This is a genomic window from Desulfobacter latus (assembly GCF_013389365.1).
Classification (GTDB): domain Bacteria; phylum Desulfobacterota; class Desulfobacteria; order Desulfobacterales; family Desulfobacteraceae; genus Desulfobacter; species Desulfobacter latus.
This window is the reverse complement of the sequence record NZ_JACADJ010000040.1, coordinates 21,346-36,895: the sequence shown is the minus strand read 5'-3', so window position 1 is coordinate 36,895 and position 15,550 is coordinate 21,346. Positions and strand designations below refer to the sequence as shown.

Below are 15,550 nucleotides of genomic sequence, written 5' to 3'. Positions count from 1 at the left end.
TGACGGCTATTCCTACAATACGACGTGCTAAGGTCCGGTGCCTGGGCTACTATCTTAATTATAAGGAGGACGGCAATTCCTCCCCTGAGCTAAAGACTCAGGGGTTTCCTTGCCGCATTTTATGAACGCATAATTGAAAATTCAAGCGAGAAACCATCAACAAAAAAAGCTTTGGATTTTATTTCTGAAAACCCACAATCGAAAAAAACAAAAGAAAAAAAGAAAAAAAAAGGAAAAAGGGCTAATAAGGCATCACGAAAAAAAAATAAAAAGAAGCGTAACCGCTAAACTTAACGGATCAGGGGCTTAATTCTATTGTCGGTCATTTTTTGTAGGGGCAATCCCCCTGTGGTTGCCCTCGTTAGGGCAGGCATGGTGGCCTGCCCCTACAGCGGCCGATGTTAGAACCAATCCCGAATACCGGATAGAATCGACCGGGCCCTTATCTATAGTCGGCAACGCCTACCCTCAGGCAGAGAAGAATAACAGGGAAAGTCCGGGGTGTTCATTCGTCTGAAAAGCGGACATTGTTACGTAGGTAGTCTGCACCTCAGACCCTTGACTTGCTCTTCCAGATTTTTGATCCAGGTCACCAATAACGAAAGATCTTTAATCTCCAATTAAATTGATTCTTGGCTTTTCAAAGCTTTGTTAAATATATGAAATTATTGCAGCGGGGCATATAAAAAATGTCCGAACTATTGATACTGTTAGGTTAGCCTATAATCGGCTTTCATAGTTATTGTATCTATAACCTTGTTTCGTATACTGGTTTGCCTATGGTTTTAGGAGGGAGAGCCGCAACTTTTGAAAGTTCTTCTATTTCATTGATATCCTCAATAATATCGTTATGAGTAATGCCGAGTATTTTCATTATTGCGACCAAATGGAAATAATTTACATTTCTTTCTACCCACGTCGTTCCGCCATTCCAACGTTTACGAAAGGTAGCTACAGAGCAACATTCTAATTTCTCATAAGATAACAGCCGATGGATTGCAGCCATAGAAGGTAACGCATCAAGGTGAGTGATAAATTTTTCCAATATTTTTTTGACTTTTTCAGTCGTCATTAATTCGTGACTCTTTTTTTGACATTTCTCTAATTGTTTTTGCTTTCTCTCTAATTCTTTTTTTTCAACCAGATAAAATTTGTTTCCTCTTTGATCCAACTCGTATTTTTCTGCACATCGTTTGCATTGGATTGTATATTCATACCAGAAGTTATTAGACCAACCATGATCGGGCTCACAAAATTTTATTATATACTTTCCCTCTCCACACTCACAAGGCCCTTCATATTCCAATTCTCGATCAGTTCCCATTATAATACTTTCCGTCCCAATTTTGATGGTTTTTAAAAGTTTCTATCAACTAAAATAGTCTTATTCTGTTAGCACACTACATAAACAATTGATAGCGCCCCATTCATCCGGGGCTGAACTCAATTTTACAACTAACTAAAATCACGAAAAAAAAATCTTAGTTACTTAGAAGTCCACCCATAGGCGGACCCAGACCAAGCGGACAAGTAACTGAAAGTTATTTAAAAGAAGACATAGCCAACAGAATGGCTCTGCAATAACCAACTGACAATGGGAGTAGTGGAATGGTCAGCCAGTTGCTATCCCATTTCTTTCAAAATAGTTTTAAGATCTTCTAAATGATCCTCTCTGAAACGGATACTGGTTTTCTCGTCACCAAATGAAATTGGGATCTCATATTTTTCAGTACTGACAATTGTGTCTTTTAACTTGACCATTAATCCATCATTGGTTTTAATAAATACATCGTATTTGGCGGAACACAGAGGACAAAGAGCCAGATATTGAGTTTCATGTTCTTTTGGTAGATGCTTACGAGAGAGTACTTCTTTTTTTTCGAAGTAGTGTTTTCCGTCAGGTTTTCGAAAGGGCATCTCATTTTTGCATATCTGGCAAACCATCTGATCGTTTTCATTTGTGTACGTGTTTCGAAGCCACGTAGCTGGATCAATGGCACTGTTAGTTATGCGGACGCTGTTTTTCCGTTTTTCGTACTCCTTGTCGGGTGCGTCTGACCGTTGCTCAGCAAGACGCTCTTGACGCCGTTCCGGATTAGGCACCTGCCTGCTTGGAAATATTGGGCGTTTTTTGTTGCGGGTAGCCAAGTCGGCTTTGAACTGCTTGAATTCGTCAGGATGATTTTTCAGAAGTTCGATATCTTCAATACTAACATTGAATTCTATCGCAAGTTCACGCTTGCGCTCTTCCTTACTTTGCTCAATTTCCTTAGCAAATCCAAGGTTCTCCATAAGCTCAGTCGCACCAAGAAACTCTTCCGGAAGTTGGTCTAGAGTTATCTCGGCCGGGATTTTAAGCGAGCCCTCTTTTGTTGGAATCCATTTTGCGTTTTTCAGCCTTATAAAAATCATAGAACTGAAGTATTTGCTATGCGAGGTATAATAAAACCATTGATATTTTGCTTTGAAAAAGCGTGCATCCATCTCCAAATAGTCTCGCAAAAAATTCCATAACACGGATGCTGATTTTTTTTGTTCTTCGAAATTCGAAATTTCTTGAATGGTTTTTAAAAATTCCTCCAACCCGTCCAAATCGTAGTTTTCTATAGTCTCTGTTTGAGTTGAATATTCCTTTTCTTCATCAGGCAAGCCTTCAGATGTCTGCACTTTTCGTGGTAGACTGGAAACACCAAGATCATGCCATACATCCCTGTCTTCATCATTCAGGAACCAGACTTCCTGGGTACCAGAAAAATACCGCAGCAGCTCTGACGTGTTGCGATAGATATCAACGGGTTTTTTGAATAATGTGTCTCCTGATGGATTGGTCGCCTTCAAAAAAGGTGTTCTCCTTGCTGCCTGGATGACTTTTCTTTTTCCGGCTTCGGAAGTTGAACTCATTGCGCGAACAATTTTTTCTATATCCGCCTGATGTTCAGCCGCAGAAATCGAGTCTCCACCTATTTCAATGTACTTGGGCAGCACTCTTTCTACGATATGGTCAAAAACATCGGGTTCCGAGAGCCCCAGCCTTTTAAGGAATGCGTAAGCTTGTTCATCGGCGGCGATGGATCGTTTCACAATTGGAAAATCCGTTTCCTCTGAGGGGGGTAAAAAGGCGTTGGGAATTGTTCCTTCCGGTTTGAAAGGGGCTTCCTGATTACCATTGTCCAGGCGAAGAATGGGTTCAGAACGTAGAATACCGCCGGGATCACGTTTCCAACGAGGTTTTCTCCAAAGCGCTTCCTTATCGGATAAATATCTGTAGAACTCGATAAACCAATCATCTGGCTGATCAGACAAAAAGGAATGGTCGAATTTTCTGGCTAAACCGTCCGGACTTATTTCCTCCACATCAAGTTGCTTAATCAAGTAGGAGCGGAGGTCAGGCGTTTTGTCCTGTGTTATTTCCCCTGCAAGCCATTTCATTGTGGCTGGGGACTGAAACAGCTTCTTGAGCTGTGCCTTTCTCAATAATTTTCTTAGATCAGCACCACGAGCCAGTTTGGCGTTCTCTGCAGATACGAACGAACCGTCATCGGCTGGAAGAAGTTCTTCTTTGATTAACGCGTTCCGAATCGACTCGACAATGGGATAAAACATGCTGTCCTTCGGGAAATCCTCGGTTCTAATCGGAAGCGCATCAAGAAAAGAGACTGAAAGCAAGCCGAGATCCTTTATTATGGACAAAATATCTCTGAGAAGTTCTGCAGTTTCTTTTACCAGAGTCTCATTCCATTTGTCATCTATCGGAATATTGTCACGAGAGGGGGTTGTCCTGTATGGCCCTTGTATAAGGAATCCGAATCTTGTGGCCTTATCTGTAGGGAAATAAACGACCAAGGGAGATTCTTTAACCTTGACTATACGTTCGAAGTTCATTCCGGCCATGTCTTCAGACTCTATCCGAAAGCTGGCCTCTACACGTACGGTTTCCAAAGTTTCTGGCGCTTTTACCGGACGTTCAAAAATAAGCCAGTTTTCCTCCTCGTCCTTGTCGTTATTTTGACCGATGACACTGACTTGTCTACCGGGTCCTCGGGCAATTTCCTCGCGTAGATACACCCCGCCGGTTGAGCTTGGCAGCTTGTACTCGATTTCGTTAATTTTTCGAAGGAACAACAGCGTTCTGGCGGTCAGGTTGCAGAGGCGTGCGCTGATTTCATTGCATGCAGTTTCTGGCGATATCTTTTTAGTGTTAAAGGGAAAGACAAAAAGCGTGGTCCAGGAGTTACCTGCTGGTTTGGATGGCACCGGGTAAGGACGCACGTAGTTCTCTATCTTAAAATCTTCACTACCAGAGTAGATTTCCGGAGTTGCCGTGTAGGCGTAGACCGACTTGAAGCCGATCCCGAATTTCCCAATCTGAGTCAGATCTTCGTTTTTTGTTCCTTCTCCGACACCACATACCCCTCTGACATCCCGTTCATTAAAACGACGGCCATCATGGGTAACCTCCAGCCTATTGTCAAAAAGGTGGAAGCGTATCCGGTTAGCGCCTGCATCCTCCGCATTTTGAAGGAGTTCGAAAACAAAATGCGTTCGATCTGTGTATAGTCGTCCTAGAAAGGACAGATGGCGTGTTCCTTCACCATATTCACGGATATTATCCTTTCGTATTTTGTCATAGTCGGTCGGCATCTTAACACCTTTGCCAGCAACGGTTTTTATTCAACAACTTCAACCCTGATATTGACATTCAATTCCTCGGCATAGCGTTTTAGAATTTTTGATTTTTCATGTGTACTCGTATTTACCTGAATATAAAACCCGTTTATTTCTTTGATCTCTCCCACATTCGGATGATAGGTTGAGACAAGTGGATGCCTGCGAGCTGTTATATGCGTCAGAGAGGCGGTTTTTTCCAACCCAATGTATTGCAGAGTTTTTAAAAAAGTACTGACTGCTGTATCATCAAAAATCATTTCATTTCCTGGCAGGGTTACTCTCAATTTTTTAGGTGTGGCCCTTGGCTTTCCCATGACAGGTTGAACTTTGGGCATCATGTTTATGTATTTCTGAATATCATTTTTTATGAAATTTAGTTTTGTTTTTAAACGGTTGGCATTGTCCATCATTTCATGTGAAGATGAAAGTAATTGTTCAATGTCATATTTTTCCTGTTCAAGTCTCTCTTTGATTCCCTTCCAAGAAGAATTTTCATCTTTGATATCCTTTGGTACGTCACGGCCTGTACTACGATATGTGCTTATCAACTTATTGGTGTTTATTTCCTCTCTTTTAGCTTCTTCCAATTCTCGTGTTACTGTTTTAAGCCTTTGTGATGAAAACAGATCTTCTTGCACGGTATTTGGTATCACCATATTCTGTTTGACCCACTGGTGGACCTTTTCTAAATGATCAAGTAATTCTTCTATGTTCATTCTTGTCTCCCAGGGTTTATCATAATAACGCCATACGCAACCGGATCGGCAACAATATCCGCTTTCTCCAAAGCGATATCCAATTCCTGAATTCGTCTTGCATAGTCCGCCTCCGCGGTGGCAATTTGAGACCGGCGCATTTTTTGTATCTTTTCGTTAGTCGCTTGATTGAGCTGTTCTTCCAGAAGGGCAATCCTCGCCCGGTGACTGGTGGTAAGACTTTCTTTTCGGTACTCGGCTAATTTCTGAGTCTTTTGTCTGTGTGTCGCTCTGGCCTCGTACCACAAACTATAATGCTGGGTGTCAAGGTCGTCCCAGACAGAATTGTCAAGGTCGTCTGACATTAAGTCGGGACTGTCCACAGCGATTTCCAAAAGCCTTCCGAGTTGCTCGGTTACAACTAAGTTAGAACCAATTGGTTTAAGTACCAAGTCCTCCTTGATGCCATAAAAACGCCATTGATAAATGGCAAATTCATAACGCCCTGCAACTATCTCATTCGACACTACCGACAAATTGGTAATGACCTTTTTCTTGAGATCAAAAAAACGAGCTGCCTGTTTGACCAGGGGGTGAAGGGGCATAATGAAGTCTGCCTCGGGGTTCTGCATCGCACAGTTCGATTCAAAAGTAATGGAGAGGTGCTGACTTCCTCCTTTGAGCCAGGTCTCCCACTCTCGGTAAACGGAACTCTTTTGTCTGGGAATCTGGTGAAAATCCTTCAAAAGACGGGAACGGGCTTCCTGAGCAAGCCGGAGTGTTTTAAGCGGCTTTTCTCCCAGAATAAATTCCTGGTCTTTTCCACATACCTGTTGCAGGTAAAAAGTCACGACTCTTCGAAGTGAAAGCGGAGACAGCCAAAAGCTGGCGGCATCAGCAATTTCCTGATTCATTTGCTCTTGAGGAAGACGTATGCCAAACAGCTCCGCTTGTTTTTGCTCCAGTTCTTCCTGTTCCTGAATGAGACGAATTTTGTTGTCAGCCAACTGCTTGAGCTGTCCTTTACGCTCGTCTTCGTTCAACTCATAATTTTCCGCAATATTTTTGATTTCACGGGTTATTTCCCCAAGTATTTCTTCGCTTCCCCCTAAGGCGTTGTTAAAGACACCAATGCGCACCAGACAACGCTCGTATATATCCGCATCCACAGTTCCAGAAGTAATCAAGTTTATAATGGCAACACTCTCGGACTTTTGTCCGTTCCTGTCGATACGGCCAATGCGTTGTTCAACCCGCATGGGATTCCAGGGAAGGTCATAGTTCACAATACAGTCACAGAACTGATAATCAAGACCTTCACATCCAATTTCGGAAAACAACAACAGGTCTATACAGTCCTCATCTTCCTTTGTCTTTTCAAAGCGGACACGAAGCGCAACTCTTTCCACGTCTGGTGTTCCTCCATGGACTAACCCGACACGAAACCCGTCCCTGGTGAGATGTTCGAAGAGGTAGCTTAAGGTGTGACGGAAGCAGCTGAATAGCATTATCTTATTGTTTGGAAGGCGTTGCTTGTCTCGGATAATGTTCCTTAAAGCTTCCAATTTTGGATCTTTGGCTTCCAGAGAACGGGTTGTCTTTAGAAGTCTTTCGATGTGGGCCTGAATGGGTATGATGGCCTCGTCTTCCGGAATTCCAGTCTCATCTGCCTCTTCCCAGGATAGTTCATCCAGATGGCGGTTGAGGATATCTTCAAGGAACGGCGATAGACCAAAAAGGCAGCTGGCCGCCTGCCGCCGTATGGTGGTCATCATGAACTTCACATTAATTCCATCATGAATCTGGCTGAATATTTCAGCTTGAATTATCAACAGTTCGTCATGCAACTGCTGCTGTGCCGGAGTAAATGGGATAACAACCGTTTCCGGCTTCCGAATTGTGAAGTCCCCAATGTCACAGCGGCGAGTTCTATTAATGATTCCGGCGAAAGTGTGCATTCCCTCTGTATCGGAGATTATTTTTATACGTTCTTCGTGCGTTATTCCGTCCCTTAAAAGGGCTGTACGAATTCGTCCGTAATCCGGACTATGCTTGAGTATAGATTGGCCCCAAGGTGTGGACGCAGCTTGATCGAGGGCTTCAATCGCTATGCTTTGCCATGCTGATTCCTGGGAACGTATTGCAGACACCGCACGGTTGATAAACGGATTCGGCTCCGCCATGTGTGCAAAACTCTCCTGATCTATGATTAAATCGGGACGGAGTACGTTCAAAAGGACAAAAAGATCTTTATTTCCAAGTTGGATCGGGGTAGCAGTAAGGAAAACAACTGCTTCTGCATGATCACAGAAAAATTTTACGGCCTTATGGCTAAATGTGTCCTGATTTCGGATATGGTGGGCTTCATCAACGATAACCAGATCGAAGCGTGGCGGTGGGTCTATATCCAGCAGGCCTTTTTTGCGTTTGCGCTTCCCTCCCGAGGCAGAGCCATATAGAAGCGTTTCATCAAACAATGAATACGGAACAATCACCTTCTGGTGTTGTTCCGGCCAAACCCCGTCAAGAGCCATCTCGTTGATACAATATCTCAAGGTCGCACCATCAAGATGGGTGAAACGCTCTTCGAAGCGTTTCATTTCTTTTTTCCATTTTTCCTCGGTCACCAACGGTCTTGGACAGACGATCAGCACGGAATTAATCTCACGTCGAGCTTGAAGCTCCCGCAGAATGAGCCCGCCTTCGATGGTCTTGCCCACGCCAACACCGTCAGCAATAAGCAAACGCGGTCTATCTGACCGGATAAAACGCAATACCGGCCTGAACTGGTAAGGGATGAAGTCTACACGGGCTGCGTTAAGCGAATAGAGGGTGGATAGTCCCGGATACTTGATTTGAATTGCAGTGAGATAGGCATGAAATTGATCACATGTTAGAATTTTTTTTCTTACCTCTCCCTGGTCTTCAGACTGTATTTGAGATGCGTAAAGCGTTTGCGTTATCCCATCTATGAAGACCTTAAATCGGTTTTCCGGTTTTCCAGGTAGCACAGCAACAACAGCGCCACGGTTTGAAGGGTTAGATTTGATGAAAACGATTTGCCCTAATTCAAATTCAGCCTCATTCTTTTTTCGTTCCGGAGACTGAGATGGTTTCTCAGCATCTCCGTCAGGTTGAGGGGGGGCATTTTTTGATATAAGGGATGTTTTTGTTTCCTGCAAATCCCGAATCAATGTTTCTTCTGTTCCGATGACAACCGCGAACCGCTGAAGGGTATCCACATCCCGATAGGTATCATCAACAGAGACTCCCTTTGAATCAGCGTGCGCCCAGCGATTGCGGACGGTTTGCATTTCTTTGACGAAGTGCCGGGCTTCGGATGTCAGATTGAGGCTGTTTGAAATCTGATACCAGTTCTGATCCAGAACCCGAAGAAGCCCCGCTATGTCTAAACCACCCAGTGAAGTGATGTTACGTTCCGCCAAACGTTTCTTTTGCTGAAACGATAGTGTATTTACAACCGCTTTGTTCCACCAGTCGTCAAACAGCGGCGGTAACTCCCTTTCCAGAAAGGCTGCCAATTCTACTGATAATCTTTGAAAAAAATTGTGAATATTATGATTCATAGTGTCTTCTTTGGGCTAACGAATTTTTTGGGGCGGCATGGTCCTCGCCGTCCCCAATGAAAAATGTTATATTTCCTTTGCTTCCAAACCGAAATCATTGTCACTTCTTATCATCTCGCAGATAGTCGCCTTGTAGCCATGACTACTCAAAATATGCTTTATCAAATTTTTGTCGTTTTCAGGAGTTCTGAGCCCAAAACATACCTGTTGTAAAGCAGGTTTGCCTATTTCTTTTAGTCCTTGTGTTTTAGATATAACTCGCCCTTCTTTTTCATATTTCCAACATACATCCTTTGATATTAGCAACTTCACTATTAACGATGTAATAAATTCCATTGATGAAGGCGGTTCGCCAGTAATTTTCGATTGTTCAATAAACCAATCAGTTATTGGATTTTCAGCATACTCCACTGGGTGAAGTCCGATTACTTCACCAAGCGTGTGATCAGTAAATTTTTCAGACAGCTTATACGTCAGGCAAATACCCCGATGCTCATCTCCGTAATGACTCCACATAAGGGAGTTTTTAAGCTCCAAAGAACACGACCAAACTCCAAATGTTGTTATATCTCTTTCTACTTCAGAAAAGAGAGTATCTAACCTTTCTTGAATTGATAATAAAATTTGTTTTTGATTTCTCTCAACCATTCCAATCGCAACTTTTAATGATTTTTTTATATCAATCTGACAATCGAACGGATCATTTAGTTTTTCCGGGGAGGAAAAATATACCTCGCCTGTAATAAGCGATTCGATCAACCGCTTATTGATTTGCCGAAATTTAAAGCCTATTGAGTCTTTCATTTTGAAATATAATGTTACTCTCACCGACTTGTTCAAGTGTAGTGGGCTGTTAAGTGGCCCGGGTTAGTGGGGTGGTAAATTCTCTTTACCGCCCCCGTGTGAGCATATAAACAAGGAATTGAACGGGTCCGGTTGTCTTGTTTGATATGCTATCTAACTGCATATCATGAAGAAACGATTGAAGCCTTAACGGTTACCACTTTCATATTTGCTAAGTTCTATATCAGCATTACCAGTATTTTGAAATCGTGTAAAGAGATCTAAAATTTCTTGTCTATCCTGGTAAATCTAAAAACATCTTAATTTTCAGGCTAAAGAATTTCGGAGAGGACTACATCATTATCTAAGTGACCCCAGTGTGGAATTTCATACCCCAGACTATTATTAATAGTCCATATAACGGCAATGTCCTGACGGACACACCAAACAATGAAACTAAAGACACCACCAATGCCGGGCTAAAATGGGCACCGCAGGTGCTCCGCCCTCTTGTCTCTATTTTCTTATAAAAACTAATGGGAAATAGATATTAAACGGCAGGTTATTCACATGCGATTACCCGGAGGCCGTTTCCATTTCTGCAGCCCCGGGTAAGGTAATGGTAAAACAAGTCCCCTTTCCCCGCCGGCTTTCCACCTCAATGCGGCCGTTGTGGTACTGGACAATATGTTTGACAATGGCCAGCCCCAGCCCAGTGCCGCCCTGGTCCCGGCTTCTGCCCTTATCCACCCGGTAAAACCGGTTGAATACTTTTGGCAGATGCGCCGCATCAATGCCCTGACCCGTATCTTTGATCTGGATTTCTATATTGTCGTCCTTTAATTCTGCATTAATGGAAATGCATACCCCCTCACCGCTGTACTTTATGGCATTATCCACTAAATTAAACACCGCCTGCTCCATGAGCGTGGGGTCTACCATCGCCGAAATGGTATCCGGGCAGTGAACGTCCATGGTTATCCCCCGGGATTGGGCCCGATCCGTGCAGAACCTGACGACCTTTTGGATCAGACCGGCCAGGGGGTGGGCCTCAAACTGGATATCGGTTCCTTTAAGACGCTCCAGTTTTGAAAGTGCCAAAAGGTCATCAATCAGCCTGACCATGCGGTTAACGTTTTTTTCAATGATACCCAGAAACCGGCCGAACTGGACTGCTGAATCCTGGGTTAACGCGCTTTGGCTGTCTGCCATCATCTGCTGAAGGGTTTCAATAAACCCCTTGATCGTGGTCAAAGGGGTTTTTAATTCGTGAGAAACATTTGCCGCAAAATCCTTATGCATGCTTTCAAGCAACCGGATTCGCGTAATGTCATGGAAAATGATCAGGGTACCCATGCGTTTGTCATGGGCGTCATACAGGGCTGTGGAGTGAATATTGAGCACCATGCGTTCGCCTGTGTCAATCACAATATCATCTTCCACAGGCTCACTGGTGGCAAGGGCTTTTTTAATAAAAATCTGCAGATCATAATTTCTAGCGACCTCAAGCACATGTCTTGTTTTCAGCATTTCCGGAGAAAAATCAAATATTTTGGCAGCCGCCTTATTGATGGTAATGATCTGGTCCTGGTCGTTAATGGCGATCACGCCCTCCTGCATACTGGTGTGAACCGCTTCAAGCTCCCGGCTGCGGTTCCTGACATCCATAATTTTTTTATTGAGTTCCGCAGCCATGGAATTCATGGCCTTTGCCAGTTGGGATAGCTCTTCAGTATCGGGAAAGGGCAGTTGATTGGTCAGGTTACCTTTGGAAAACGCCTGGGCCCCCCGGCGCATCTGCTCTACGGGATTGGCAATGCGCCGCGAAACATACAGGCTCGCCAGCGCCGCAGCCATGGTGGTCAAAACCAGAACCAGGGCAATTGAATTACGCATAGCCTCAGCCTTGGTGTCAATATCCGATATGGAGACAGCCGTACGGATCACAGCGGGGTCAGACCGGTTGTAAACAATGGGCAGGGCAATATACATCATGTTCTTATCAAGGGTGGGACTGTAGCGTAGGGCCATACTCTTTTCACCGGAAAGCGCCTTCTGTATTTCAGGCCGTTTTCTGTGATTTTCCATGGTCTCCACCCTGGCAAATGAATCGCCAATGACCTCACCTGAATGCAAAATCACCGTAATGCGGGTCTGAACTTTCTTTCCCAGATCCTTGCACAGGGCATCAATCTGCTGTGGCGATAAGCCATCGACATACAGGGCACGGGCAAACCGATCCTGCATCAAAGAGGCCCTGACCATGAGTTCTCGTTGGGTGTTTTCAAGAAAAAACCCTTTAAAATAACTAATGGAATACCAGGCTTCCACGGTCAGGGACAACAGAATAATAATAAGAAATGACGGAAAAATCCGCCAAATCAGCTTTGTTTTTTTACGATGCATATAAGTCTATTCTTTAAAACGATACCCCACGCCCCGAACAGTTTCAATACAGGATGAATACGCCCCCAGTTTTTTACGCAATCCTACGATAATAACATCAATACTGCGCTCGGTCACAGCGTAATTTTCACCGTGAATGGCATCCACAATCTGCCCCCGGGTGAACACCCACCCCTTTTTCTCTGCCAGAAAGGAGAGCAGTTCAAACTCGGACAACGTCAGTTCTAAAATTTTACCTTCAATGGTGACCCGATGCTTGGCCCGGTCAATGACCATATCCCCTTCCTGACGAACACGAACCGGCGCTTCGGCGGTATTTTTCCGGCGGCGGCGCAGAATAGCACGAATCCGTGCATTAAGTTCCCTTGGGCTGAAAGGCTTGGATATATAATCATTGGCCCCAAGTTCCAGACCGGTGATAATGTCGGACTCCTCACCCTTTGCCGTGAGCATCACAATGGGAATATCCATGGTGGCATTATTGTTTTTCAGATGCCTGGTAACTTCCAACCCGTCAATCCCGGGCAGCATAAGATCCAGCACCATAAGATCAGGATCGGACTGCTTGGCAATTTTAACAGCCTCCTCTCCGGTCATCGCCTGAAGTATATTATAGCCCTCGCCTTTAAGATTGAATTTTATCAATTCAAGAATATCTTCTTCATCATCAACAATCAATATGGTCTCTTTGGACATTTTTTTATTTCCGCGTTAATTTATTGTTAGGAAACGTTAAAATTCAGGAATGGCGGATAATCTCGCCATCTATCAAGTAAATGACTTCTTCTGCAATATTTTTAGTATGATCGCCCACCCGTTCAATATGCCTTGAAATAAGATACATGTTAATGATTTCCTCAACTTTTTCCGGATCTTTGCGTATGGCCTTTTTCATGACATGATAAGCTTCATTACGCATGCTATTGACTTCCTCATCCATCTCCCGGACTTTATATGCGAGGCTTCCATCCAGGCTGACAAGAGCATCCAGACTGAGCTTAAGCATTTTTGCCGCCTGTTCGGCCATGGCGGTGTAGTCATATTGAAAGGGATTTGTATTTTTGCCGCTTATTTTAAACTGCCGGGCAATATTTACAGCATAATCGCCAATACGTTCAAGGTCATTGTTGATCTTGATCACAGCGGCAATCAGCCTCAAGTCCGTTGCCACAGGGTGATACAGGGCAAGGGTTCGTAAACATTCCTCTTCAACCTCAACCTCCTGGGCATCCACCAGGTAATCGGTTTCAATGATATGTCCGGCCTGCTCAAGATCGTTGGTCTTAACAGCATATATGGTTTTTTTAAACCGATCTTCCACCATGGCACCAAGAGACAGGATCTCCTTTTTAATCTTGTGCATGGCCCGGGTAAGCTGATTGCTCATAAACATCCTTTATAATTTTATAAAAACTCCAAAAATAATCAATGTTAGTTTTTTACCCTGAAATCACTAGAAATTAGTTAGGATTGTATTAACGGGAAATTAATTTCATTACACGCAATCATGACGTTACAAAATATGTTTTGCAAGATATAGGGTATTGCCCTTTTTATTATAGCTGACCCGGTCAAAGTAGGTTCGCATGATACTTATGCCTCTGCCGTGATCCGCCTCATCAGGCGCCACATGATTTTGAATCTGCATCCATTCAAAACCCGGTCCCTGGTCGGAAATTTTCATACAAATCCAATTGTCCCGGCTGATGTCCAATTCCATGGAAACAAGCTTGCCCAAATCATATTTATTCCCATGGCGCACGGCATTTGCCATGGCCTCGCGCATGCCTAAACTGACAGCAAACAAATGGGGAAAAAACTTTGGTCCTTTGGATCTTAGAAACAGAAGCACTGAGGCACAGGCCGTATCAATATGTTCCATGGCGGAAGAACATTGTATAAAGACACGATCTTCCTCTACGTTAATTTCATAAACATCCAGAAGTTCAGACATTATCACACCTCAATACATAAAAGAACGATATCGTCTTCGGGCATGGGATCTCCGTTAAAAAGCCGGGACATCAGTATATTCGGGACATCGGGGAGGTCCGACTTACCCAGCCCTTCAAAGATGGTTAAAAACCTTTTCATCCCTGCCACCCATGATATTTTTTTTTCTGAGGATTCTACCAGCCCATCCGAGTAAATAAAAAATCGATCCCCTTTATTTACTGCAATTTTTTTTATGCCAAAGGTCGCATCGGCAAACATGCCCAGAATATCTCCCTGGGTTTTTATGAAAAAAGGCGGTTTTCCCCTAGGCATGTAAACCACAGGCGGATGACCTGCATTCACCAGGGTCATAAGCCTGGTGTCGCGATTCAGGTGCATGTAGCATGCGGTGAGATATTTCTCCCTGGGCAGAATTTCCACGAGTACATCATTGATCATTCTCATGCTTTCTATCGGTGAGTACACCAGGTTGCAGTTCTGGGCCAGAAGTGCCTTGACAGATGCAGTGATGTACGAGGTTCCAATGTCATGCCCCGATGAATCCGCCAGAAAATATCCGGTGATCTGATTTGAAATATTTAAAATATCATAAAAATCCCCACCGGCCTCTTCCAGGGGCAGGTAGAAAACACTGAATCCGGCATTGGGAAAGTCTTCGGGCCTGGGCAGCATGGCGTGCTGGGCCTGGGTTACCTGACGCAGCTTTCTGGCCTGGTTCTGCACCAGGGAATTGATGCCAATGGAAAGTTTGAGGTGAATACGTACCCGGGCCAGAACCTCCTGGGGATGAAAGGGCTTGACGATATAGTCCACGGCCCCAAGCTCAAAACCCTTCAGCTTGACATCCACCTCGGACACACCCGTTAAAAAAATCACAGGGATGGTAACGGTAGCTGCATTATTTTTAAGTTTCTTAATAACTTCAAACCCGTCTTCATCGGGCATTTCAATGTCGAGCAGGATAAGGTCCGGATGTTCTTGGGCGGCTATATGCCTGGCATCAGGCCCATTGTCCGCTAACAGGGCAATATATCCCTCCTTGGTCAGTACTTTTTCAATGAGCTTAAGATTCAACAGGTTGTCGTCAACCACAAGTATGGAATATGCGTCAGCCATATCACCTGCCGGACAGACTATCTTCAAGTTTTTCTAAAAGGCCCTGCATGTCCAAAAGCAAATCCCCCAAACCATCAAGCCGGCCGGCCCGGGAACGGGTCTCCACAATTGCAGCCAACTGAGAAAATTTTTCAAATCCCAAATTTCCGGACGAGCCCTTCATGGAATGTGCCACAAAACGAATGGATGCCACATCATTATCCCGGATACCCCGGCGGATCTTTTCTATATCAGATGCCAGGGTATCGGCCAGAAGACGAGCCAGTTCTTTGGCTTCATTTGTATCAACGCCTAAAGACGACTTAATATTGTGAAAATCCATGAAATTACCTTAATTAC

11 protein-coding genes are annotated in these 15,550 nt (G+C 44.1%); all 11 read right to left on the bottom strand.

Annotated elements, in window-relative coordinates:
• Positions 1–748 precede the first annotated feature (748 nt).
• The 11 genes from HXW94_RS11715 to HXW94_RS11665 all read right to left on the bottom strand — a co-directional run bounded on the left by HXW94_RS11715 (position 749) and on the right by HXW94_RS11665 (position 15,533).
• The gene (locus HXW94_RS11715) at positions 749–1,324 is read right to left on the bottom strand and encodes a hypothetical protein (protein WP_178367085.1); all 576 of its coding nucleotides are present in this window, start codon (positions 1,322–1,324) and stop codon (positions 749–751) included.
• A 299-nt stretch (positions 1,325–1,623) separates the two neighbouring features.
• A complete protein-coding gene (locus HXW94_RS11710; protein ID WP_178367084.1) occupies positions 1,624–4,641 on the bottom strand; it encodes a sacsin N-terminal ATP-binding-like domain-containing protein in 3,018 nt (1,005 codons plus the stop codon).
• Between the two features lie 26 nt (positions 4,642–4,667).
• The gene (locus HXW94_RS11705) at positions 4,668–5,384 is read right to left on the bottom strand and encodes a hypothetical protein (protein ID WP_178367083.1); all 717 of its coding nucleotides are present in this window, start codon (positions 5,382–5,384) and stop codon (positions 4,668–4,670) included.
• A complete protein-coding gene (locus tag HXW94_RS11700) occupies positions 5,381–8,950 on the bottom strand; it encodes a DEAD/DEAH box helicase (RefSeq protein ID WP_178367082.1) in 3,570 nt (1,189 codons plus the stop codon). Before HXW94_RS11700 ends, HXW94_RS11705 begins: the two co-directional genes overlap by 4 nt.
• Positions 8,951–9,016: 66 nt before the next feature.
• Positions 9,017–9,754, bottom strand: coding sequence for a DUF2971 domain-containing protein (locus HXW94_RS11695; protein WP_178367081.1), 738 nt, complete (start codon positions 9,752–9,754; stop codon positions 9,017–9,019).
• Between the two features lie 555 nt (positions 9,755–10,309).
• Positions 10,310–12,139: a sensor histidine kinase gene (locus tag HXW94_RS11690; protein WP_178367080.1), complete on the bottom strand. Its 1,830-nt coding sequence runs from the start codon at positions 12,137–12,139 to the stop codon at positions 10,310–10,312.
• A gap of 6 nt (positions 12,140–12,145) precedes the next feature.
• Positions 12,146–12,835 (bottom strand): response regulator, encoded by a 690-nt coding sequence (locus tag HXW94_RS11685; RefSeq protein ID WP_178367079.1) that lies wholly within the window; start codon positions 12,833–12,835, stop codon positions 12,146–12,148.
• A 43-nt stretch (positions 12,836–12,878) separates the two neighbouring features.
• Complete coding sequence (gene phoU / locus HXW94_RS11680; protein ID WP_178367078.1) at positions 12,879–13,526, bottom strand: phosphate signaling complex protein PhoU; 648 nt, start codon at positions 13,524–13,526, stop codon at positions 12,879–12,881.
• Between the two features lie 126 nt (positions 13,527–13,652).
• Complete coding sequence (locus HXW94_RS11675) at positions 13,653–14,093, bottom strand: ATP-binding protein (RefSeq protein WP_178367077.1); 441 nt, start codon at positions 14,091–14,093, stop codon at positions 13,653–13,655.
• A gap of 2 nt (positions 14,094–14,095) precedes the next feature.
• Positions 14,096–15,211 (bottom strand): PP2C family protein-serine/threonine phosphatase, encoded by a 1,116-nt coding sequence (locus HXW94_RS11670; RefSeq protein WP_178367076.1) that lies wholly within the window; start codon positions 15,209–15,211, stop codon positions 14,096–14,098.
• Position 15,212: 1 nt separating this feature from the next.
• Positions 15,213–15,533, bottom strand: coding sequence for an Hpt domain-containing protein (locus HXW94_RS11665; protein WP_178367075.1), 321 nt, complete (start codon positions 15,531–15,533; stop codon positions 15,213–15,215).
• Positions 15,534–15,550: the final 17 nt, after the last annotated feature.

Coding starts and splice junctions, on each gene's coding strand:
- HXW94_RS11710 (WP_178367084.1), bottom strand. CDS start 4,641: ATGCCGACCGACTATGACAAAATACGAAAGGATAATATCCGTGAATAT.
- HXW94_RS11705 (WP_178367083.1), bottom strand. CDS start 5,384: ATGAACATAGAAGAATTACTTGATCATTTAGAAAAGGTCCACCAGTGG.
- HXW94_RS11700 (WP_178367082.1), bottom strand. CDS start 8,950: ATGAATCATAATATTCACAATTTTTTTCAAAGATTATCAGTAGAATTG.
- HXW94_RS11695 (WP_178367081.1), bottom strand. CDS start 9,754: ATGAAAGACTCAATAGGCTTTAAATTTCGGCAAATCAATAAGCGGTTG.
- HXW94_RS11665 (WP_178367075.1), bottom strand. CDS start 15,533: ATGGATTTTCACAATATTAAGTCGTCTTTAGGCGTTGATACAAATGAA.
- HXW94_RS11675 (WP_178367077.1), bottom strand. CDS start 14,093: ATGTCTGAACTTCTGGATGTTTATGAAATTAACGTAGAGGAAGATCGT.
- HXW94_RS11670 (WP_178367076.1), bottom strand. CDS start 15,211: ATGGCTGACGCATATTCCATACTTGTGGTTGACGACAACCTGTTGAAT.
- HXW94_RS11715 (WP_178367085.1), bottom strand. CDS start 1,324: ATGGGAACTGATCGAGAATTGGAATATGAAGGGCCTTGTGAGTGTGGA.
- phoU (WP_178367078.1), bottom strand. CDS start 13,526: ATGAGCAATCAGCTTACCCGGGCCATGCACAAGATTAAAAAGGAGATC.
- HXW94_RS11690 (WP_178367080.1), bottom strand. CDS start 12,139: ATGCATCGTAAAAAAACAAAGCTGATTTGGCGGATTTTTCCGTCATTT.
- HXW94_RS11685 (WP_178367079.1), bottom strand. CDS start 12,835: ATGTCCAAAGAGACCATATTGATTGTTGATGATGAAGAAGATATTCTT.